This window comes from Ruegeria sp. BE9 (genome assembly GCF_056538765.1).
In genome coordinates this window covers 110,866-129,981 of record NZ_JBQFTS010000006.1, presented here as the reverse complement: position 1 = coordinate 129,981, position 19,116 = coordinate 110,866, and the positions used below count along the sequence as shown (strand labels likewise).

23 protein-coding genes are annotated in these 19,116 nt (G+C 57.2%); 4 read left to right on the top strand and 19 right to left on the bottom strand.

Going from position 1 to position 19,116, the window contains the following annotated elements:
• Positions 1 to 16 precede the first annotated feature (16 nt).
• From infB to pip, 6 genes are all read right to left on the bottom strand, one after another.
• Complete coding sequence (infB, locus tag ACR0EO_RS16225) at positions 17 to 2,491, bottom strand: translation initiation factor IF-2 (RefSeq protein ID WP_480691546.1); 2,475 nt, start codon at positions 2,489 to 2,491, stop codon at positions 17 to 19.
• An 8-nt stretch (positions 2,492 to 2,499) separates the two neighbouring features.
• Positions 2,500 to 3,123 (bottom strand): RNA-binding protein, encoded by a 624-nt coding sequence (locus tag ACR0EO_RS16220; protein WP_480691544.1) that lies wholly within the window; start codon positions 3,121 to 3,123, stop codon positions 2,500 to 2,502.
• A gap of 23 nt (positions 3,124 to 3,146) precedes the next feature.
• Positions 3,147 to 4,763, bottom strand: a complete 1,617-nt coding sequence (gene nusA, locus ACR0EO_RS16215; protein ID WP_480691542.1) for a transcription termination factor NusA — start codon at positions 4,761 to 4,763, stop codon at positions 3,147 to 3,149.
• Positions 4,763 to 5,353, bottom strand: a complete 591-nt coding sequence (rimP, locus tag ACR0EO_RS16210) for a ribosome maturation factor RimP (RefSeq protein ID WP_170463029.1) — start codon at positions 5,351 to 5,353, stop codon at positions 4,763 to 4,765. Before rimP ends, nusA begins: the two co-directional genes overlap by 1 nt.
• 158 nt (positions 5,354 to 5,511) lie before the next feature.
• Positions 5,512 to 6,333: an ABC transporter substrate-binding protein gene (locus ACR0EO_RS16205; protein ID WP_480691540.1), complete on the bottom strand. Its 822-nt coding sequence runs from the start codon at positions 6,331 to 6,333 to the stop codon at positions 5,512 to 5,514.
• Positions 6,330 to 7,307, bottom strand: coding sequence for a prolyl aminopeptidase (gene pip / locus ACR0EO_RS16200; protein ID WP_480691538.1), 978 nt, complete (start codon positions 7,305 to 7,307; stop codon positions 6,330 to 6,332). The genes ACR0EO_RS16205 and pip overlap by 4 nt, the downstream gene beginning before the upstream one ends.
• 48 nt (positions 7,308 to 7,355) lie before the next feature.
• Here pip and ubiG point away from each other — a divergent pair, with 48 nt between their 5' ends.
• Positions 7,356 to 8,102 (top strand): bifunctional 2-polyprenyl-6-hydroxyphenol methylase/3-demethylubiquinol 3-O-methyltransferase UbiG, encoded by a 747-nt coding sequence (ubiG, locus tag ACR0EO_RS16195; RefSeq protein WP_480691536.1) that lies wholly within the window; start codon positions 7,356 to 7,358, stop codon positions 8,100 to 8,102.
• Positions 8,103 to 8,229: 127 nt separating this feature from the next.
• On the opposite strand, the gene ACR0EO_RS16190 is transcribed toward ubiG, so the two are convergent.
• Genes ACR0EO_RS16190 through ACR0EO_RS16175 form a run of 4 tightly spaced genes read right to left on the bottom strand, consistent with a single transcriptional unit; the run spans position 8,230 to position 10,574 of the window.
• Positions 8,230 to 8,670 (bottom strand): MarR family winged helix-turn-helix transcriptional regulator, encoded by a 441-nt coding sequence (locus ACR0EO_RS16190; RefSeq protein WP_170353764.1) that lies wholly within the window; start codon positions 8,668 to 8,670, stop codon positions 8,230 to 8,232.
• Positions 8,671 to 8,684: 14 nt separating this feature from the next.
• Positions 8,685 to 9,515 (bottom strand): carbon-nitrogen hydrolase family protein, encoded by an 831-nt coding sequence (locus ACR0EO_RS16185; RefSeq protein WP_480691534.1) that lies wholly within the window; start codon positions 9,513 to 9,515, stop codon positions 8,685 to 8,687.
• Positions 9,515 to 9,772, bottom strand: coding sequence for a glutaredoxin 3 (gene grxC, locus ACR0EO_RS16180; RefSeq protein ID WP_171181132.1), 258 nt, complete (start codon positions 9,770 to 9,772; stop codon positions 9,515 to 9,517). Before grxC ends, ACR0EO_RS16185 begins: the two co-directional genes overlap by 1 nt.
• Positions 9,773 to 9,809: 37 nt before the next feature.
• Positions 9,810 to 10,574, bottom strand: coding sequence for a double zinc ribbon domain-containing protein (locus tag ACR0EO_RS16175; RefSeq protein WP_480691532.1), 765 nt, complete (start codon positions 10,572 to 10,574; stop codon positions 9,810 to 9,812).
• Between ACR0EO_RS16175 and ACR0EO_RS16170 the strand changes: the two genes are divergently transcribed.
• Positions 10,555 to 11,385: a methyltransferase domain-containing protein gene (locus ACR0EO_RS16170; protein ID WP_480691530.1), complete on the top strand. Its 831-nt coding sequence runs from the start codon at positions 10,555 to 10,557 to the stop codon at positions 11,383 to 11,385. The two genes, ACR0EO_RS16175 and ACR0EO_RS16170, sit on opposite strands and share 20 nt — an antisense overlap.
• A gap of 56 nt (positions 11,386 to 11,441) precedes the next feature.
• The gene (gene hemH, locus ACR0EO_RS16165; protein ID WP_480691528.1) at positions 11,442 to 12,491 is read left to right on the top strand and encodes a ferrochelatase; all 1,050 of its coding nucleotides are present in this window, start codon (positions 11,442 to 11,444) and stop codon (positions 12,489 to 12,491) included.
• 75 nt (positions 12,492 to 12,566) lie between these two features.
• On the opposite strand, the gene ACR0EO_RS16160 is transcribed toward hemH, so the two are convergent.
• Both ACR0EO_RS16160 and ACR0EO_RS16155 read right to left on the bottom strand, forming a co-directional pair.
• Positions 12,567 to 12,749, bottom strand: coding sequence for a hypothetical protein (locus ACR0EO_RS16160; RefSeq protein ID WP_010442520.1), 183 nt, complete (start codon positions 12,747 to 12,749; stop codon positions 12,567 to 12,569).
• 140 nt (positions 12,750 to 12,889) lie between these two features.
• Positions 12,890 to 13,489: a L,D-transpeptidase gene (locus tag ACR0EO_RS16155; RefSeq protein WP_480691527.1), complete on the bottom strand. Its 600-nt coding sequence runs from the start codon at positions 13,487 to 13,489 to the stop codon at positions 12,890 to 12,892.
• Between the two features lie 169 nt (positions 13,490 to 13,658).
• On the opposite strand from ACR0EO_RS16155, the gene dalA reads away from it, so the two are divergent.
• Entirely contained in the window at positions 13,659 to 14,174 is a 516-nt protein-coding gene (gene dalA / locus ACR0EO_RS16150; protein ID WP_480691525.1) for a divisome-associated lipoprotein DalA, read from the top strand.
• A gap of 68 nt (positions 14,175 to 14,242) precedes the next feature.
• Here the strand turns inward: dalA and ACR0EO_RS16145 are convergent, their stop codons facing one another.
• From ACR0EO_RS16145 to ACR0EO_RS16115, 7 genes are all read right to left on the bottom strand, one after another.
• Positions 14,243 to 14,707 (bottom strand): PTS sugar transporter subunit IIA, encoded by a 465-nt coding sequence (locus ACR0EO_RS16145; protein ID WP_480691524.1) that lies wholly within the window; start codon positions 14,705 to 14,707, stop codon positions 14,243 to 14,245.
• A 61-nt stretch (positions 14,708 to 14,768) separates the two neighbouring features.
• Complete coding sequence (gene hpf, locus ACR0EO_RS16140; RefSeq protein ID WP_480691523.1) at positions 14,769 to 15,332, bottom strand: ribosome hibernation-promoting factor, HPF/YfiA family; 564 nt, start codon at positions 15,330 to 15,332, stop codon at positions 14,769 to 14,771.
• Positions 15,333 to 15,584: 252 nt separating this feature from the next.
• Complete coding sequence (gene lptB, locus ACR0EO_RS16135; RefSeq protein ID WP_480691522.1) at positions 15,585 to 16,343, bottom strand: LPS export ABC transporter ATP-binding protein; 759 nt, start codon at positions 16,341 to 16,343, stop codon at positions 15,585 to 15,587.
• A complete protein-coding gene (locus ACR0EO_RS16130; RefSeq protein WP_480691755.1) occupies positions 16,343 to 16,810 on the bottom strand; it encodes an LptA/OstA family protein in 468 nt (155 codons plus the stop codon). The genes lptB and ACR0EO_RS16130 overlap by 1 nt, the downstream gene beginning before the upstream one ends.
• Positions 16,811 to 16,837: 27 nt before the next feature.
• On the bottom strand, positions 16,838 to 17,419 hold the full coding sequence (gene lptC / locus ACR0EO_RS16125) for an LPS export ABC transporter periplasmic protein LptC (protein WP_480691521.1): 582 nt from the start codon (positions 17,417 to 17,419) through the stop codon (positions 16,838 to 16,840).
• A 33-nt stretch (positions 17,420 to 17,452) separates the two neighbouring features.
• Complete coding sequence (locus ACR0EO_RS16120) at positions 17,453 to 18,415, bottom strand: KpsF/GutQ family sugar-phosphate isomerase (RefSeq protein ID WP_480691520.1); 963 nt, start codon at positions 18,413 to 18,415, stop codon at positions 17,453 to 17,455.
• Positions 18,412 to 19,026, bottom strand: coding sequence for a ribonuclease D (locus ACR0EO_RS16115; RefSeq protein WP_480691519.1), 615 nt, complete (start codon positions 19,024 to 19,026; stop codon positions 18,412 to 18,414). Before ACR0EO_RS16115 ends, ACR0EO_RS16120 begins: the two co-directional genes overlap by 4 nt.
• Positions 19,027 to 19,116 lie beyond the last annotated feature (90 nt).

Here is a 19,116-nt window from a genome sequence, read left to right as displayed (position 1 = left end):
TCTACAGTGTACTGGATCAGTCCAGGGTGCGGGTGACTTCTTCGCGTTCGAAGATTTCGATCACATCGCCAGCGCGGATATCGTCGTAGTTTTCGAACGCCATACCGCATTCCTGACCCGACTGAACCTCAGACACCTCGTCCTTGAAGCGCTTCAGCGTCTTCAGCGTACCTTCGTGGATCACCACGTTGTCACGCAGCAGACGGACGCCTGCGGACCGGCGGGCAACACCCTCGGTGACCAGACAGCCAGCAACTTTGCCAACACCGGTAACCTTGAACACTTCGCGAATTTCGGCGTAACCGATGAACTTTTCACGGATCTCAGCGCTCAGCAGGCCGGATGCGGCCGCTTTCACGTCGTCGACCAGATCGTAGATCACCGAGTAATAGCGAATCTCGACACCCTTCTGGTTCGCGGTGTTCCGTGCCGAAGCATTGGCACGTACGTTGAAACCAAAGATCGGTGCGCCCGAAGCCTCAGCCAAACCGACATCCGTTTCGGTAATCGCGCCAACGCCCGAGTGCAGAACGCGTACACGTACTTCGTCGTTACCGATCTTTTCCATCGCCTGAACGATAGCCTCAGCCGAACCTTGTACGTCCGCTTTCATCAGAATCGGCAGTTCGGTGACGTTTTCGTCTTCCTTGGCCTTCTGCATCAGCTGCTCAAGGGTTGTTGCGGCACCAGCGGCGGCGCGTTTGTCCTTGGCGGCTTGCTCGCGGTATTCAGCGATCTCGCGGGCTTGAGCTTCGGTCTCGGTCACGTTCAGAACGTCACCCGCCTCGGGCGTGCCATTCAGGCCGAGGACCTCAACCGGTACCGACGGACCTGCTTCTTTTACGCGATCACCCTTGTCGTTGATCAGCGCACGGACCTTACCGTACTGCTCACCCACAACGAAGATATCACCCTGACGCAGTGTACCATTCTGAACCAGAACGGTCGCCACGGGGCCGCGGCCCACATCCAGCTGAGCCTCGATCACGGCACCTTGGGCGGCGCGATTCGGGTTGGCCTTCAGTTCTAGAATTTCGGCCTGCAGCGCGATGGCTTCCAGCAATTCATCCAGACCCTGACCGGTGATGGCGGACACTTCGACGTCCTGAACCTCACCAGACATTTTCTCGACGATCACTTCATGCTGGAGCAGATCGGTACGTACCTTGTCCGGGTTTGCATCCGGCTTGTCGACCTTGTTGATCGCCACGATCATCGGCACTCCGGCCGCTTTGGCGTGGTTGATCGCTTCGATCGTCTGCGGCATCACTGCGTCGTCAGCAGCAACAACCAGAACTACGATATCCGTAACCTGAGCACCGCGCGAACGCATCGAAGTAAAGGCCGCGTGACCCGGTGTATCCAGGAAGGTCAGCGTTGTGCCGCTGTCGGTTTTCACCTGATACGCGCCGATATGCTGGGTGATGCCGCCGGCCTCACCAGCTACAACACGTGCGTCGCGGATTGCGTCCAGCAGCGAGGTCTTACCGTGGTCAACGTGACCCATGATGGTAATGACCGGCGGACGCGGCTGCAGATCGTCTTCGCTGTCTTCGACCTCTTTGATGACGTCTTCAACATCCGAATCAGAAACACGGGTTACCTTGTGGCCGAATTCCTCGATGATCAGTTCCGCGGTGTCTGCGTCGATGGTCTGGTTCTGAGTAACCATCATGCCCATCTGCATCAGTGATTTGACTACGTCAGCAACGCGTTCAGCCATACGGTTGGCCAGCTCAGACACCATGATTGCCTCGGGCAGCTGAACGTCGCGGATCACCTTTTCCCGCTCGACCGGGCCGCCCATGGCTTTCTGACGCGCACGCTCCTGCTTACGCTTCATCGACGCCATCGAGCGTTGACGGTTGCCTTCGCCACCAGTGGCCTGACCCAGTGTCAGCTTGCCGGAACGACGGTTGTCATCACGACCCTTGCCACGGCCACGCTGTTCGCGTTCACGCTCCTGCTTGCGCGGAGCTGCGGCAGGCGCCGGCTTGCTGGCCGGGCTACGAGCCGCTTTGGGCTCTTCAGGGGCCGGAGCTGCAGCAGCGCGTTTGGCAGCTTCTTCTGCCTCTTTGCGCTTACGCTCTTCTTCTTCGGCCTTCTGACGCGCACGTTCCTCGGCCTCACGCTGTTCGCGTTCTTTGGCCTCTTGTTCCGCACGGCGACGGGCGCGCTCTTCTTCGCGCGCCTTTTCGGCTGCCTCACGGGCTGCGGCCTCTTCGGCCTCGCGAGCTTTGGCTGCCTGAAGCGCCTTGAGGCGGCGATTCATTTCCGCGTCTGAGATACCCGCAGGGCGGCGCGAAGGATCACCCGATGGCGCAGCTCCGCCACCCGGCTTGCCAGCACCCGGCTTGGGAACCACCACGCGCTTGCGTTTGGTTTCCACCACGACATTCTTGGTGCGTCCGTGGCTGAAACTCTGTTTCACATTTCCGGGGCGTGCCCCGCCACGAAGACCCAATGTCTTTTTGCCGTCATTATCGCTCATAAAGCTTCTTACCCTTCCGCGCGGCCCCTGCCGCCGTCATCCGTTTCGCGCAAGCCACGCAGGCGCTGCGCTTCCTCTACAACACGTTTGGCGAGTCCGCCAGAGGCCAGCGCTGCATGAATCACGGTTTGGCGCCCAAATGCCTGTCCTAATTCATCTGCAGTCAACCAGCCGATGTATTTACCGAAGTGCGGCGTGCTTAATTTCGACTTGCCGCGCCCCGATCCGTCAACGGCCTGAATCAGCACCTGGGCCTCTTCACGGTCCAGCCACGTCTTGACCTTTTCGTAACCGGCAACTGCGTCACCGGACTTTCGCGCAAGGCTCAGCAGTTCGATCACCCGGCGCGAGACTTGTCGCTCGACCTCTTCAGTCAGGTCCTTCGGCACAGTTACCTGCGCTTTGAACCCGCGCGCGAACAGCTTTTTGCCGACCGCCTTGTCCAGCGCCGCGCGATCTGCTGCCACATAGACCCCACGCCCCGGCAATTTCGCCGCGACATCGGGAAAGACCTGACCGTCCGGCCCCGTCACAAAGCGGATCAACCCGTACTTAGGCTGAACCTCGCCCGTGGCGATGCACTTGCGCTCAGGTCCTTCTGACCGATCCTTATGGACGCCACCGCGACCCATTCACGCCACCCGAGGCCCTGAGATCAGGCCTCGGCCTCCTCTTCAGCAACTTCGCCATCTTCTTCGGCTTCTTGTTCCAGCTCGGCAGGATCAACCCAGCCCAGCATGATGCGGGCGGTCATGACCAAATCCTGTGCTTCTTCCAGCGAAACGCCGAAAGGCTCTAGTACACCGTCATCCTTGATACGCTCACCATCAACTGTGGTCCAGCCACCGGCCAACTCCCAGTCGGCGCAAGTTGCAAAGTCTTCCAACGTCTTCACGTCGTCCTTTGCCAGCGCTTCTACCATTTGGGGTGTCAGGCCTTCGAATTCAATAAGGCTGTCTTCGGCACCCAACGCGCGGGCACTATCCAGCGCCGCCTTGGCCTGTGCTTCCAGGAATTCGCGCGCACGGGTCTGCAATTCTTGCGCAGTGCCTTCATCGACGCCGTCAATCACCAGCAGCTCGTCCAGCTCGACATATGCAACCTCTTCGAGGTTGGTGAAGCCTTCGGAAACCAACAGCTGAGCAAAGAATTCATCCAGATCCAGGCTGTCCATGAACAGCTGGGTGCGGGCTTCGAATTCCTTCTGACGACGCGCCGATTCTTCGGCTTCGGTCATGATATCAATGTCCAAGCCAGTCAGTTGGCTGGCCAGACGCACGTTCTGACCACGGCGTCCGATTGCCAGCGACAACTGTTCTTCAGGAACAACAACTTCGATCTTGCCGGCTTCTTCGTCCAGAACCACCTTGGAAACCTCGGCAGGTTGCAGAGCGTTCACGAGGAAAGTCGGCTGATCTTCGTTCCACGGGATGATATCGATCTTTTCACCCTGCAGCTCGTTGACAACGGCCTGCACACGGCTGCCGCGCATACCAACGCAGGCACCGACAGGGTCGATCGAGCCGTCATACGAGATCACGGCGATCTTGGCGCGCGAACCGGGGTCACGGGCCACGGCCTTGACCTCAATGATGCCGTCATAGATTTCCGGCACTTCCATCTTGAACAGCTCGGCCATGAATTCCGGCGCAGTGCGCGACAGGAAGATCTGGTGACCACGAACCTCGCGGCGAACCTCTTTGATGTAAGCGCGCACGCGGTCATTCGGGCGATAGCTTTCACGGCCGATCTTGTCGTTGCGGCGCAGAACAGCTTCGGCACCGCCCAGATCGACGATGACATTGCCAAATTCTTCACGCTTCACAGCACCATTGATGATGGTGCCGGCACGATCCTTGAATTCTTCGTACTGACGGTCACGCTCGGCTTCACGAACCTTCTGCAGGATGACCTGCTTGGCGGATTGCGCCGCGATCCGGCCCATTTCGACCGGCGGCACTTCTTCAACGAAGACATCACCCACCTCGGGCGCTTCCATATACTGACGCGCCTGCTCGACGGTCATCTCAGCTTGGTAGTTCTCCAGCTCGTCGTCTTCGACAACGGTACGAACGCGAGTAAAGGTCGCCTTGCCGGTCTTACGGTCGATGCTGACGCGGATGTCCATCTCGGCGCCGTAGCGGCTCTTGGCGGCACGAGCGAGCGATTCCTCCATCGCTTCGACAACCAGACCGGGGTCGATCATCTTTTCGCGGGCCACGGCCTCGGCGGTCTGCAGCAGCTCCAGCTGGTTGGCTGAGGTGATTGCCATCAGTTCGTCTCCTCTTCGGACCCTTCGGTCTCAATCTCGTCGAAAGCGTTTTCGTTCAGGGCACCTGCGTCTTTGCGCTGGCGCAGCATTTCTTTGATCAGGTCATCGGTCAGGACAAGCTTAGCATCGCTCAGCCAGTCGAATTGCAAACCGATGGTGATCGTTTCGGATCCCTCGGGAATGTTGATCAGAACCTCATCCCCTTCGATCCCGGCCAACTCACCCTTAAACCGGCGGCGACCGTCGATCAGCTCAGCGGTCTCGATCTTGGCCTCATATCCTTCGAAGTTCTCAAAATCCTTGAGACGGGTCAAAGGGCGGTCGATACCTGGGCTGGAAACCTCAAGCGTATAGGCGTCCAGAATCGGATCCTCGACATCCAGCGTGGCGCTGACGGCGTTGGAAATCTCGGCGCAGTCATCCACTTCGATACCGCCATCCGGCTTATCTGCCATAATTTGCAGCGTCGTCTGCTTGCCGCTCATCAGGCGAATACGGACGAGCTCATACCCCAGATCCTCGATCACGGGGGTGATGATCTCGGCCAGTCGCCGGTCAATGGCAGCTTTGGCTATCAGGTCGTTTGTCATATGGTTCTCTACCCTTCGAACGGGCACAAAAAAACGGGCGCGCGGCCCGTCGAAATTTCCGGTGGAGCCCCGGACCGAAGCCCGACACGCCGCTGTTGGAACTGCATATACGCAGGGTTTCCCGAAACTGCAACCCCCGGTGGGAATCGTGAACGGATTTACGCCATCCACCACCGCTCGGCGATGCGCCCGTCATCCAGCGCACGGCCTCTGGCGATCTGGCGCGGCATTCCCACATGAGGCGCCACGGCAAGTGCCATTTCTGATTCGTCAGGATAATAACGCAGGCCGCGCTCGCCCTTCAGTTCATCGCTTTCCGGCAAGGCCGCAACGTCCACGTATCCATCCCGCAGAGCTTCGGCTCGAACGCGCGCGTCCGGAATCACAATAATCTCGAACGTCTCGGCCCACCCTGCTGCGCCATTTTTGTAATGGCCTGCTACTTTTCGCCCAAGGAAATGACGATCATCTTCGGCCCGCTCAACCCGGTAACATCCAGTGCCGTTGGCCGTGTGCAGCGGCGTCACGCCCTGTCCATCCCGCGTGATGACAAAACGACTGTCGGCCAGCAAGAAAGGTAGACCCGGATTGGCCTGGGCCAACTCAAGCCGCACTGTGTCAGGAGCTAAAGCTTCTACTTGTCCAACCTCACGCAACACGGACACCACATCAACTACGTCCAAAGCCGCACCGTCATGAAAGGTCACATCCCGGCGCAAATCAAAACGCCAAACACGTGCGTCGGAATCAGTGTGCCAAGCAGTTGCCAATTCGCCGCGTAAGGTGCCGTCGGGCGCAATCTCGGTAAGAGTGTCAAAGACAGCCCCGCGCGCTGCCTGTTCAAGGCTGTCATCACGCGGTACGGCAAGGCGCAAAGTGCCTCCTGCTTTCGGAGTATCTGCAAGCGAAGCCCCAGTGGCCGCCAGAAGTGCCGCAGCGGCACCCGAAGCAAACAAAGCACGGCGGTCGATCCGAGTCATGCGACCTCCTCGGCCACGCGGTCCATGATACGAACCAACTCGGCACTGATTCCGGGCTCGGATAAGGCATGACCTGCTTGGCGCACCATTTTCAACTCAGCATTGGGCCAACGTTCGGCAAGCTTCCACGCTGCCTGCGGTGGACAGATCATGTCATAGCGCCCCTGAACGATGTGGCCGGGGATATGGGCGATCTTCTCCATCTGATCCAGGATTTGGCCATCTTTCTCGAGAAAAGCGCCGTTGATGAAATAGTGGTTCTCAAGACGCGCAAAGGCGCGCGCGTACTCACCAGGGCTTTCCCCCGTTGAGCCGTGCGAATGGATAGACGCCAGCGCGTTTTCCCAAGCAGACCACGCCCGGGCGAAAAGAATCTCCGTCGCTCGATCACCCGAAAAGAGGCGTTTGTTATACGCTCCGATCGTGTCGGACAGCTCGGCCTCGGTTAGAAGGGCCGTGAATTTCGACCATTGTTCGGGCCAGAACTTGCCCGCGCCGCCACCATAGAACCAGTCCAACTCGGACTGGGTGGCCAGAAAGACACCGCGCAACACCAGCCGATTCACCCGATCAGGATGGGCCTGCGCGTAGATCAGAGCCAGGGTCGCGCCCCAGCTGCCCCCGAATACAGTCCAATTGTCGATATCCAACAGCGTCCGAAGCCGTTCAATATCGGCCACCAGGTGCCAGGTCGTATTGTCACTCACTGCCGCGTGGGGCCGCGACCTACCGCATCCGCGCTGATCAAAAAGAATCACCCGATAGACCGTCGGGTCGAAATAACGCCGCATCGCAGGGCTGCAGCCGCCACCGGGGCCGCCATGCAATATAACCACCGGCTTTCCGTCAGGATTACCGCATTGCTCCATATAGATGCGATGGCCTTCGCCAACATCCACCATGCGCTGATCGAACGGGTCGATCGGCGGGTACAGATATTGAACTGCGCGCTTTTGGTCCGGGTACTTGTCCATTATTGCCCTATATAGTCCTTAAACGTAAAAGAGCATACGGAGACAGGAATGCAAGCGCATCCGAACACGGTGGACCCATCCGAGATCGCAAAATTCGAAGCGATGGCGGCGGAATGGTGGGACCCTCATGGGAAATTCAAGCCTCTGCACATGCTCAATCCGTGCCGTCTCGACTATATCACACAGCAGATCGCTGGCGAATTTGACCGCGATCTGAAGTCCTCGAAGCCTTTCGAAGGGCTTCGTCTGCTGGACATCGGCTGCGGTGGCGGATTGCTCAGCGAGCCTATGGCCCGTCTCGGTGCAACTGTGGTGGGGGCTGACGCTGCCGAGGGCAACCTGCCTGTCGCGCGCATTCATGCCGAACAATCGAACCTTGAAATCGACTACCGCCATACCACGGCCGAGGACATGGCCGCCGCAGGTGAACAATTCGACGTGGTTCTGAACATGGAAGTGGTCGAGCACGTGGCCGACCCACTTAGCTATCTCACCGCAACCCAGCATTTGCTGAAACCCGGTGGGCTTGAAATCTGCTCGACCATCAACCGCAACCCGAAATCTTATGCAATGGCGATTTTCGGGGCTGAAGTTGTCATGCGCTGGCTGCCGCGCGGCACACATGAATGGAGCAAGTTCATCACCCCTGATGAGTTGTTCGACCTGCTGCGCCAAGCCGGGCTGGACCCGGTGGACCGCAAGGGGTTCGTGTTCAACCCGATCCTGTGGAGCTGGTCGATCTCTGACCGGGATTTGAGCGTGAATTATGTTACGGCGAGTGTGAAGCCGGGATAAACTCAGCACGACTGTGAAAACGACCAGTAACTGGGCATATCAGCATCAGCTAAGTGCATTAGGAGCGGAGTAAGGTGGTCTCGCGCATCCAAGACCCAATACCGGCGCAAGATTTCACTCTGCGCCCTTACTCCCCCTCTAGCTGCAACCTTAAGTCCCGTAACACTGGCAGGGTGCTGCGGACGCGTTCCAGCCCCAGCTCTCCAACCACGCGGTTGATCAGCGGGGCAATTGACGAAATCGCCTGATCGCGCGCACGACGACCGGCGGGGCTGATCGCCACCATCTTGCGGCGGGCGTCGTCCCAGTCGGGGCGGATGTGGATGTATCCGGCCCATTCCAGCTTGGCCAAGGTGTTCGTCATCGCTCCGCGTGTGACGTGGAAGGTGCTGGCCAATTGCGCCGGGGTACGCTCATCACCCACGAAAACCAGATGGTTCAGCACCGAGAAATGCGAAATTTCCATGCCCTTTGGCAGAACTCGGCTGAGCCGGTTCCGCAATAGCTGGTCGGCGGTCAGGATCTCGCTGAACAGCGTGACCGCAAGGGCGTTGGTGTCGTCAGTCATAGTCCGGTTCTGGATCAAGGTCCGTCAAAACGGCGGGAGTGAGTCAGCGAGGGCACGCGGCGACGCGCCTCTGTCACAGAACTATCATCCAAATCGAAAATGTGAATGCCCGGATCGGTACCTGCGTCGATGACGACCTCTCCCCAAGGCGCCACAACCATACTGTGGCCGTAAGTATGGCGCGTCTTTCCGCGTGTTTTGGGATGCTCGCCAGTTTGTGCCGGAGCAAGAACCCAGCAAGTGTTTTCTATCGCCCGCGCCCGTAACAACGGCTCCCAATGGGCGGCTCCTGTAACCGGAGAAAACGCGGCCGGCACAGTCAAAATGCGTGCACCCGCCTGCGCAAGCGCAGAATGCAGGTGAGGAAACCGAATGTCGTAACAAATCGTCAGTCCAACTTTGCCGAACTCTGTCTCGGCGATCACAGCTTGACCACCGGGACGATAGTTTTTGGATTCTCGGAAGGTCTCAGATTCGGTAACCTGAACATCAAACATGTGAATCTTGTCATACCGCGCGACGATCTTTCCCGTCGGATCGATCAGGAAAGAGCGGTTGGCAAACCGGCCGTCAGCATCATGGGTCTTGATCGCCAAAGAGCCGATCAGCAGCCACACACCTAACTTGGCGGCCTGATTTCGCAGACCGGCAAGGGTAATGTCATCTTCTTCGTGCTGCAGGACTTCGCGTTGTCGCGTTGTGCTTGTGGACACGCAATTCGTCACCTCAGGGGTCAGAATGAACCGTGCACCTTGCCTGGCGGCTTCGGCCATCATGGCACATACAGTCGCAAGGTTTTCGGACGGGTCATCCGACGAGGTAATCTGCAGCAGCGCGGTTTTCATCAGGCCGCCAGCAGACGGTCCAGTTTGCCCTGGCGCTCCAGCTCGTACAGGTCATCGCAGCCGCCCACATGCTGGGTACCGATGAAGATCTGCGGCACCGTGCGTTTACCACCGGCACGCTTGATCATTTCAGGTTTACGTTTGGGGTGCATCAGAACGTCGACTTCTTTGAATTCAACGCCCTTCTGTTTCAGCAACCGCTTAGCCGCGTGGCAAAATCCGCACAGCGGCGAAGTGTAAATTTCAACCGGTTTCATATTCCGTCCCTTCGGGTTTCGCGCAATCCTGTGCGAATTAGGCATCCTTGGCAACGCGCGCCAGAGCCAACACGAAAATATGATTTGCCCCTGATGCAAGGCAGACGCGTGTACAGGCCGCCAGAGTTGCGCCCGAAGTCATGACGTCATCCACCAACAATACATCCCTGCCACGCATTCGATGCTGGCGTTTGGGATGCGCTTCGATGGCATCCGAAAGCGTTTCCATCCGTTCCACCGCGGTTTTACCGTCCAATACCGGGGTCCGCGTACGCCGCACCAGCAGGTCGGGGCAGACTTCCAACCCGGTTCGACGCCCAAGATGCTGCGCCAACAAGGCTGACTGATTATAGCGCCGCTTCAACAAGCGCGACCAATGTAGTGGAACCGGCGCAATGAGCATGCCCTTTTGCAACAAGTCCCGCCCGGCATGTGCCATCCAACCTGCCGCTGGACGCGCCAGTTCTGGTCTGTCCCCGTGTTTCAGAGCCAATATCAAGTACCGCGCTTTACCGTCATACAAAAGTGCTGCCCGCCCATCCTGCCATGGTCGGGGCGATTTCATACATTCATCACATTCAATCCGGTGACCGTCTGCCTCGCCCGGCAGAGGCACGCCGCAGCTTTCACAAACCACGCCGCCGATAAAGGGCGTGTCGCGCCAGCAAGACCCACAAAGGCCGAAGTCCTGTTCCGTCAACTCGCCACAACCCAAACATCGCGGCGGGTAGATGAGTTCGACAGCGGTTTGAATTCGCTGCCGTATGCGATAATTGCGCCGTATGAAGCTGCCTGACTCCAAAGCACCCTCTCTGTTTGATCGCCCTACATTGGCCCGGCATCGCGCCCGCGCCAGGAACGAAGCCCTGTTTTTGCACCGCGCCGCCGTGGACGAGGTTCAGGATCGGCTTTCCATGGTTAACAAATCCTTTACGGCACCCGCGATCGTGACGCCCTTCAGTCATGTTTGGCAGGGTGTGCTGCCGGGGGCACAGATCACTGCCGACGACGAAGTCCTGGAACTGACGCCCGGAGCGCACGATCTGGTCATTCACGCAATGGCCCTGCACTGGGCCAACGACCCGGTCGGGCAGCTGATCCAATGTCACCGCGCCTTGCAACCCGATGGGTTGCTGTTGGTCGTCTGCCTGGGTGGAGAGACCCTGCACGAGCTGCGCGCCGCCTTAGGGCAGGCGGAAATAGAGGTCACCGGAGGCCTTAGCCCTCGAATCGCCCCTATGGCCGAGCTGCGTGATTTGGGCGGTCTGTTGCAACGCGCAGGTCTTGCCTTACCAGTGGCAGACACTGCGCGCCTTACGGCAGAATACCGCGATTTAACCCATCTGATGCATGACTTGCGAGCAATGGGAGAAACAAACAGTCTGTCTGACCGAGTGAAAACCGTTACAAAACGTCAGATTTTTGCCCGAGCCCAGCAAATCTATGCAGACAACTTCTCAACGGCTCAGAACCGTCTGGCCGCCACGTTTGAACTTATTTGTCTGACAGGCTGGTCGCCCGATGACAGCCAACAGAAGCCGCTGCGCCCCGGATCAGCCCAAACACGCCTTGCAGATGCGTTAGGGGCAAAAGAGGGCAAACTGCCCGATTGACGACCCGACATTTCCGGTTATCTCAACCCGGTACAGAGAAATTCAGGAAGCCCGACATGTTTGACGCTACTCGCCCATCCCATGCCCCCACAGACCATCCCAAGGTCAAAATGGGCCGTGTCGGCATCCTGCTGGCCAATCTGGGTACGCCCGATGACTATAGCTATTGGCCAATGCGCCGCTACCTGAATGAGTTCCTGTCTGACCAGCGCGTGATCGATTATCCCAAGTGGAAATGGCAACCGATCCTACAGGGGATCATTCTGACCAAACGCCCTTTTAGTTCTGGCGAGGCCTACAAGTCGATCTGGAACCATGACAAGGGCGAGAGCCCACTGATGACGATCACCAAAGACCAGACAGCCAAACTGCGCGACGCGATGCATGAGCGCTATGGAGAAAAAGTCCTTGTGGACTTCTGTATGCGCTACGGCAACCCGTCCACCAAGTCCAAAGTACGCGAGATGGTTGCTGCAGGCTGCGATCGGATCCTGTTCTTCCCGCTTTACCCGCAATATGCGGGCGCTACGACGGCCACTGCGAACGACCAGTTCTTTCGTGCCCTTATGGATGAGGCCTGGCAACCGGCGTCACGCACTGTGCCCGCTTACTTCGATGAACCTGCCTATATCGACGCTTTGGCCGGATCCGTTGAGAAAGCCTATGCAGCGATGGAAAACAAACCGGACACTCTGGTTTGTTCGTACCACGGAATGCCCGACCGTTATCTGCAGCAGGGCGATCCCTATCATTGCCAATGCGCAAAGACTTCGCGGCTACTCAAGGAACGGCTGGGCTGGGCAGACGATCAGCTTGTATCAACCTTCCAGTCGCGATTCGGTCCCGAGGAATGGTTGAAGCCCTATACGGTCGATCATGTTGCCGAACTGGCCAAACAGGGCAAAAAGAACATCGCCGTCATTGCACCGGCGTTTTCCGCCGATTGCATCGAGACGCTGGAAGAGATCAACGAAGAGATCAAGGAAAGCTTCGAAGAGGCGGGCGGCGAGACCTTCACCTACATCCCCTGCCTCAACGACGATGATTCGCACATCGCAGCGCTTGGCAAGGTTATCGAAGACAATCTGAAGGGCTGGCTGGACTAGCCGGCCCCTTCAACAAGACATGAAAAAAGGCGGTGGAGACATCCACCGCCTTTTCTCTAGATAACGCTCGTCAAATTAGCTTGCTGCAACAGCTGCGGCAACTACGACCAGCAGGATCAGCGGCAGGATGATGCCCTGCGACGAACCTTGAGTTTCCTCAACAACAACCGGTGCTTCTACAACCGGCTCTTCCAGGTTGCCGGCATAAGCGGTCGAAGCAGCAGCGGTCAGTGCAGCGGCGAGAACGAGTTTCTTCATATTAACCTCCAGAATTTGCACGGTTCCATATAGCGAAACCGCACACCCAAGACTTACCTCGTACTTTTTTTCTAATCAGCTATCCGACTGGAATGCAATTACAACTTGCGCCACAAGCGGGTTCGTGCGCGAAAATGTCGTCAAATAAGCAACACTTGCGTGCCGACCTTCGCCATAGAGAACAGTTCAGCGATATCATCATTGAACAAACCTATGCACCCATTTGACGATCTACGGCCGATTTTGCGCGTATCGTGTGTGCCGTGGATGCGATAATACTTCCAGCTCAGGTATAATGCGTGTGTTCCCAACGGGTTATCCGGTCCGGGCGGAATGTAATCCGGCCATTCGGGATTACGCTTCTTCATTGACGGCGTAGGTGACCAACTGGGTCCCTCCACCTTGCGGATAACACTTGTGCGTCCCCGTCTGGTGAGTTCTTCGGTCAAAGGCACCGAAGAGGGATAAAGTTTGTAAACAGTCTGGTCATCTGACCAATAATGCAGCGCCCGTGAAACGGTATCGACAAGAATGGCACCGTTATTTGTATTGGAAAAGTAGGGCTGCCAATCCAAAGCACGGAAACCCGAGATGTTGCGGCGAACCTCTGGTTCAGGCTCGGGCGCAGGGCGTAAAGGGTCACCTGGGATGTACTGGGCGATTGCGGGCGAGGCCAACAGAGACGAAGCTCCGACCAGAAAACCACGCCGGGTCGATAAGCGAATGTGTTTTTTGACCATGATGAACGGTCCTTTGCTAAGGCCAACTTGAAAATCTTACACATTTTATTGCCAGAATGCTTCAGTCGCAAATCAAACCGGCAGAATCACGCGAAACTATATCACTGCGCGTTTGCCCAACGCGGCCTGTCGCGCTATGCCGTATGACGACACAATAATCAGGTCGATCATGACGCGTATCCTTTCTTTACTATTCGTTTGCCTTGTTGCGCTGTCCGCATGTACCCCCGGCAGTACCCCAACCTATGGATCAGATGGGCGCCCTTTGCCGTCGGTCTACAAAATTCGGGGGAACCCAGAAAAGCTCCAGTACCGCATGCTTGATTCGGTCAATGCACTGCGTCAGGCACAGGGTCTACAAGCTGTTCAGCTGAATTCGCAGCTAAACGCAGCAGCGGCGACTCACTCCAAAGACATGGCGCGCCAGAACCGTCCTTGGCATTTCGGATCAGACGGATCATCGCCAATCGATCGAGCCGCACGCGTAGGTTATTACGGCACATTCCTGGGTGAAGCGATTTCGGAAACCTACGAAACGGAAACTGAGACCCTGGCAGCATGGATGCAGGAGCCTGGACCGCGGTCAGTAATTATGGACCCCAAGGCCACTCAGATGGGTTTTGCCTGGCACCAGGAAGGTGGCGGTAAAATCTGGTGGACGCTGGAAATGGGTGCGGGCGGTTAACCGCCAGCGCACACCACAAACAAAAAAAGCCCCCGTGAAACCGGGGGCTTTTTTGTAGCTACAGGGACTTAGGCCGCTTGCATGGACTGCGCTTCGGTCAAAATAGCATAGAGTTTAACCGGATCAGGATTTGCGCGAAGCTTGGCGCATACCGACGTGTCGCGCAGAGTGCGTGACACCAAAGCTAACGCCTTTAGATGATCGACCCCAGCTTCTTCCGGCGCGAACAAGGCGAATGCGATATCCACCGGCTGACGGTCGACCGATCCAAAATCAATCGGCTTTTCAAGCATGACGAACACGCCTGAAACAGTTTCCAAATCGCCCATACGGGCGTGAGGCAGGGCAACCCCATGGCCAACACCGGTTGGACCAAGGCTCTCACGCTCCAAAAGCCCGTCGACGACGATCTGGGCATCAAGGCCCAGCGTCACTTCAGCCACATCGGCGATTTCCTGAAACAGCCGCTTCTTGCTGGATGCGGCGGATAAAACACGCACCGCTTCGGGCTTCAGTATGCTCGAAAGCTCCATGATCACGCTCCATGGCGAGGCCCCCGCGGTTGCAGGGGCGTGCCTTTGCTATTCTTGCCTGTTACGGATCGATCCAGCCGATGTTACCGTCTTCCCGACGATACACGACATTCAATCCATCTTTGTTTTCATTCCGGAACACCAGCACCGGGGCGCCAGCCAGTTCCATTTGCATTACGGCTTCGCCAACACTCAGCGATGGGATCTTGGTTTCCATCTCAGCCACGATCATCGGCTGCAGAGTATCAGGCTCATCAGCCGACTCAGATTCGTCAGAGGCGAGGATATAGGAGGATGCACCAAAGAGTTCAACCGGCTCAGCCCGATCCTTGTGGTGGTCCTTGAGACGGCGTTTGTACCGGCGCAATTGAGTTTCCATCTTGTCGCAGCAAGCCTCAAATGCCGCGTAGATTTCAGTTGCGTGGGCTTTGGCCTGCGCCGTCAGGCCGGTAGAAAGATGCACGGTGGTTTCGCATACATATTCATGCGCAGAACGGGAAAAGACGACATTGGCATCGGTTGGACGCTGAGCATATTTGCCCACAACCTCACCCAGTTCGGTCTGCACGTGAGTTTGCAGCGCTACACCGATGTCGATCTGTTTTCCGCTGATTTGATAACGCATGTGATCTCCTTCACAATTCACACCCATTTTGACGTCACGTTACACGACGCGCCTTTTTTTATCGGGTGGGGGATAGAGGCAGTTCCTGCGGTAGCCGCGCTTGTCGCCCTTCGAAGAAGGGGCATCGTGATCCAGACGGGAACCGAAGAAATGCCATGTCCCAATTGAGGCAAGAGACGACGGAAGAGTCAATCAAAACAGACGTGTATATACGTGATTTCCGACATGCATTCGGCGCATTTCTGCGCAAGCTTATGAAATTCGGAAATTTTCGCCCAAATAGACGCGACGTACGTTTTCATTTTCGACAACTTCGTCAGGCGTACCCGACATAAGCACTTGACCGTCATGCAGGATGTATGCGCGGTCAACGATCTCAAGCGTCTCACGAACGTTGTGATCTGTGATCAAAACCCCGATGCCGCGCTTTTTCAGATCGGCGACAAGGTGGCGGATATCGCCAACACTGATTGGATCAACACCTGCAAAGGGTTCATCTAAAAGCAGATATTTAGGGTCCGCGGCCAAACACCGGGCAATCTCGACTCGACGACGCTCACCGCCAGATAGTGCCAGCGCCGGAGCGCGGCGCAGGTGCTCAATCGAGAAGTCCGACAACAACTCTTCCAACCGTTCCTTGCGGCGATGGGCATGACGGACCGTAATATCCAGAACAGAGGCGATATTGTCCTCGACGCTCATACCCCGGAAAATCGACATTTCCTGCGGCAGATAGCCGATACCCAGACGCGCACGGCGGTACATGGGCAGAGTCGTAACCGTTTGACCATCAATGGTGACAGTCCCCGCTTCGGGGAAAACCAACCCAGCGACAGAGTAGAAGGTAGTGGTCTTTCCCGATCCGTTCGGCCCAAGCAGCGCCACGACTTCAGACCGGTCCAGCGTCATCGACACATCCCGGATCACCGTCTTCTTGCGGTAGGATTTCCGAAGTTTTTCAATCCTGAGACCAGAGGCGCCCTCAGCAACGGTCAAATTTGGCCGAGCCATCAATTGCCCCCCGGCTGCAGTATCGTTTTCACGTTGCCGGTCATCGTCGCCGTTCCGGTGGTCAGGTTGGCGTTCATCTGATCACCGCTGATCGTGCTGGGCCCTTGCGTCAGCAAAACGTTGCCCTTCATCACAATCACGCCCGAGTCGATTGTATATTCCGCCCAGTCGCCTTCGGCTGCATCGGGAGGGCTGACCAGAACCACGTCTTCGGTCGCTTCCATACGTTCGATGCCCGAACGTTCTTCATTGTAGATGACGAGTACACGCTCGGCCGTCAGGCGCATTTCACCCTGAATGACGATCACGTTGCCCAAAAACTCGGCCGACCCGTCTTCTTGGTTCACGTTCAGCCTTTCTGACGTGACCTCAACCGGCAGGCTCGGGTCTGCGTTGACCGCTCCGAATGCGACCTGTGTCTCCTGCGCGGACGCAGAAACTGCACTGATTACCAGAGCACAACTCATAAGGGCTAAACGAAAATTAAACACAGGTTATCTTTCTGCTTTTTGAGGCTCATATATCAGCTTCACGCCATCTGTAAAAATAATATGGACCGGACCGTCCTTTTTTTCAGTCCCGAATGTCATCCGCCCGGCAGTAAAGTTCCCGATAATGCCCGATCCGTTGACCTGACCGGGCGTATCGCCTCGTATTTCATCCAACGCCGTGTTCAACAGATCAGTCGTGATTTCGGTGCCATCCGTCGAGGTTATGACCACATCGCCCACGAAAGTCGCGGTGTTCTTGTCAGGGCGGATCATGCCGGAATTGGAATCCAGCGTTATCACGCCCCCGTTCGAAAGGCCCATACGCCCCCGGAATTCAGCGGCAGTCGGTATCGAGTCCTCGGTCCCCTGACTTGCCCGGATGGCTTCGATCTGGACCTCTTCGCCTTTGCGGGTGGTGCCGCGGTAGTTCGGCTGCGTCACCACCTGATCGGCCAGACGTTCATCAATGTCCTTTTGGGTGAAGGGAACGCTCACGTTCGTCTCGATGCTGCGGGACAACAAGAACACGGTGGACAGCATCAAAATGGCTACCAGCGGTAGCACCACTTTGAGAAACTGAACCATGCGTGAGTGTCCGTCCACTGCTCCGCCCTCCGCTTAACCCAAGCCGACCCGAAGACAGTCGTGTATGTGCAGCAACCCTTCAGCGGGGCCCTGCGTCTCAGGATCAACGACAAACAACGAGGTGATCTTGCGGTCATTCATGATGGCCACGGCTTCCTCCGCCATTGCATTCGGCGCAATGGTCAGCGGGCTGCTGGTCATCACCTCTTCGGTTTTCTTGTTCAGAAGCCCGTCCATGTTACGGCGCAAATCCCCATCCGTAACGATACCCACCAAGCGTCCAGCTTCGTCTGTCACACCGACAACACCAAAGCTCTTTTGACTCATGACCAGCAGCGCTTCGCTCATGGGGGTGCCGACAGGAACGACGGGCAGATCAGCGTGCATCAGATCGCGCACGGTGGACAGCTGCGCCCCCAGCTTGCCACCGGGGTGGAAGGCGCGGAAATCCTCGGGCTTGAAATCCCGGTACTTCATCAAAGCGATCGCGAGCGCGTCACCCATCGCCAAAGTCAGGGTGGTCGAAATCGACGGCACCATTCCGAAACCGCAAGCCTCACCCATCGACGGGATCAAAAGGTGCACGTCGGCCTGTTTCATAAGCGTGCTTTCGGGCTTGCTAGACAGCCCGATCAGCGGGATGCCAAAGCGGCGCGTAAAGGCCAGCAAGTTCGCTAGCTCCGGCGCCTCACCCGAATTCGAGATCGCCAGAACAACATCACCCTTCGAGACCATGCCCAAATCACCATGGCTGGCCTCGGCCGGGTGCACGAAATAGGCGGGCGTGCCGGTGCTGGCGAGCGTTGCGGCGATCTTGTGACCAATATGACCCGATTTACCGATGCCGCTGATGATGATGCGGCCCGAAGCCTGCAGGATCAGTTGCACTGCCTCGGCAAAGTGCTCATCCAGGCTGTCGGCCAACACGTCCAACGCGCGAGCCTCGTCGGTGACGACCTGCCGGGCGGTTCTCAGAAATGCTTCGGAATCGGTCATGAGTGCGCAAAAATATCCGTTTCGGGCCAACCGGCGAGATCAAGCTTCGCACGCATCGGCAAGAAGTCAAAACAAGCCTGCGCCATTTCGGTACGCCCTTCGCGGGCCAGACGTCCATCCAACGCGTCACGCAAGCGATGCAGATACAGAACGTCTGAGGCCGCGTAGTCCAGTTGTGCGTCAGTAAGGGTTTCTGCGCCCCAATCGCTCATCTGCTGCTGCTTCGAGATATCCACACCAATCAGTTCTTGGCACAGGTTCTTAAGGCCATGACGGTCAGTATAGGTGCGCACCAGACGGCTGGCGATCTTGGTGCAATAGACCGGCGCGGCCAATGAACCAAACGTGTGGTACATCGCGGCAATGTCAAACCGGCCGAAATGGAACAACTTCAGAACGTCCGGATTTTCCAACATGGCACACAGGTTCGGAGCCTCGGTCTGACCTTTTTCGACCTGTACGATATGGCTGTTACCGTCACCGCCCGACATTTGGATCACGCACAGGCGGTCGCGATGCGGGTTTAGCCCCATGGTTTCGCAATCAATTGCCACAACGGGGCCCATATCCAACCCGTCCGGCAGGTCGTTTTTGTACAGATGGTTCGCCACGAAGGTCTTCCTTTGTCTGGTATCGCCCCCGAGATAGGAGGTTTGGTCTGCAAACTCAACGCCATCAATAGGTTTGCGCCGCTTGTCATG

Excerpts from the sequence above, each read along its gene's own strand:
- infB (WP_480691546.1), bottom strand. The coding sequence starts at position 2,491 with ATGAGCGATAATGACGGCAAAAAGACATTGGGTCTTCGTGGCGGGGCA.
- ACR0EO_RS16220 (WP_480691544.1), bottom strand. The coding sequence starts at position 3,123 with ATGGGTCGCGGTGGCGTCCATAAGGATCGGTCAGAAGGACCTGAGCGC.
- nusA (WP_480691542.1), bottom strand. The coding sequence starts at position 4,763 with ATGGCAATCACCTCAGCCAACCAGCTGGAGCTGCTGCAGACCGCCGAG.
- rimP (WP_170463029.1), bottom strand. The coding sequence starts at position 5,353 with ATGACAAACGACCTGATAGCCAAAGCTGCCATTGACCGGCGACTGGCC.
- ACR0EO_RS16205 (WP_480691540.1), bottom strand. The coding sequence starts at position 6,333 with ATGACTCGGATCGACCGCCGTGCTTTGTTTGCTTCGGGTGCCGCTGCG.
- pip (WP_480691538.1), bottom strand. The coding sequence starts at position 7,307 with ATGGACAAGTACCCGGACCAAAAGCGCGCAGTTCAATATCTGTACCCG.
- ubiG (WP_480691536.1), top strand. The coding sequence starts at position 7,356 with ATGCAAGCGCATCCGAACACGGTGGACCCATCCGAGATCGCAAAATTC.
- ACR0EO_RS16190 (WP_170353764.1), bottom strand. The coding sequence starts at position 8,670 with ATGACTGACGACACCAACGCCCTTGCGGTCACGCTGTTCAGCGAGATC.
- ACR0EO_RS16185 (WP_480691534.1), bottom strand. The coding sequence starts at position 9,515 with ATGAAAACCGCGCTGCTGCAGATTACCTCGTCGGATGACCCGTCCGAA.
- grxC (WP_171181132.1), bottom strand. The coding sequence starts at position 9,772 with ATGAAACCGGTTGAAATTTACACTTCGCCGCTGTGCGGATTTTGCCAC.
- ACR0EO_RS16170 (WP_480691530.1), top strand. The coding sequence starts at position 10,555 with ATGAAGCTGCCTGACTCCAAAGCACCCTCTCTGTTTGATCGCCCTACA.
- hemH (WP_480691528.1), top strand. The coding sequence starts at position 11,442 with ATGTTTGACGCTACTCGCCCATCCCATGCCCCCACAGACCATCCCAAG.
- ACR0EO_RS16160 (WP_010442520.1), bottom strand. The coding sequence starts at position 12,749 with ATGAAGAAACTCGTTCTCGCCGCTGCACTGACCGCTGCTGCTTCGACC.
- ACR0EO_RS16155 (WP_480691527.1), bottom strand. The coding sequence starts at position 13,489 with ATGGTCAAAAAACACATTCGCTTATCGACCCGGCGTGGTTTTCTGGTC.
- dalA (WP_480691525.1), top strand. The coding sequence starts at position 13,659 with ATGACGCGTATCCTTTCTTTACTATTCGTTTGCCTTGTTGCGCTGTCC.
- ACR0EO_RS16145 (WP_480691524.1), bottom strand. The coding sequence starts at position 14,707 with ATGGAGCTTTCGAGCATACTGAAGCCCGAAGCGGTGCGTGTTTTATCC.
- hpf (WP_480691523.1), bottom strand. The coding sequence starts at position 15,332 with ATGCGTTATCAAATCAGCGGAAAACAGATCGACATCGGTGTAGCGCTG.
- lptB (WP_480691522.1), bottom strand. The coding sequence starts at position 16,343 with ATGGCTCGGCCAAATTTGACCGTTGCTGAGGGCGCCTCTGGTCTCAGG.
- ACR0EO_RS16130 (WP_480691755.1), bottom strand. The coding sequence starts at position 16,810 with ATGAGTTGTGCTCTGGTAATCAGTGCAGTTTCTGCGTCCGCGCAGGAG.
- lptC (WP_480691521.1), bottom strand. The coding sequence starts at position 17,419 with ATGGTTCAGTTTCTCAAAGTGGTGCTACCGCTGGTAGCCATTTTGATG.
- ACR0EO_RS16120 (WP_480691520.1), bottom strand. The coding sequence starts at position 18,415 with ATGACCGATTCCGAAGCATTTCTGAGAACCGCCCGGCAGGTCGTCACC.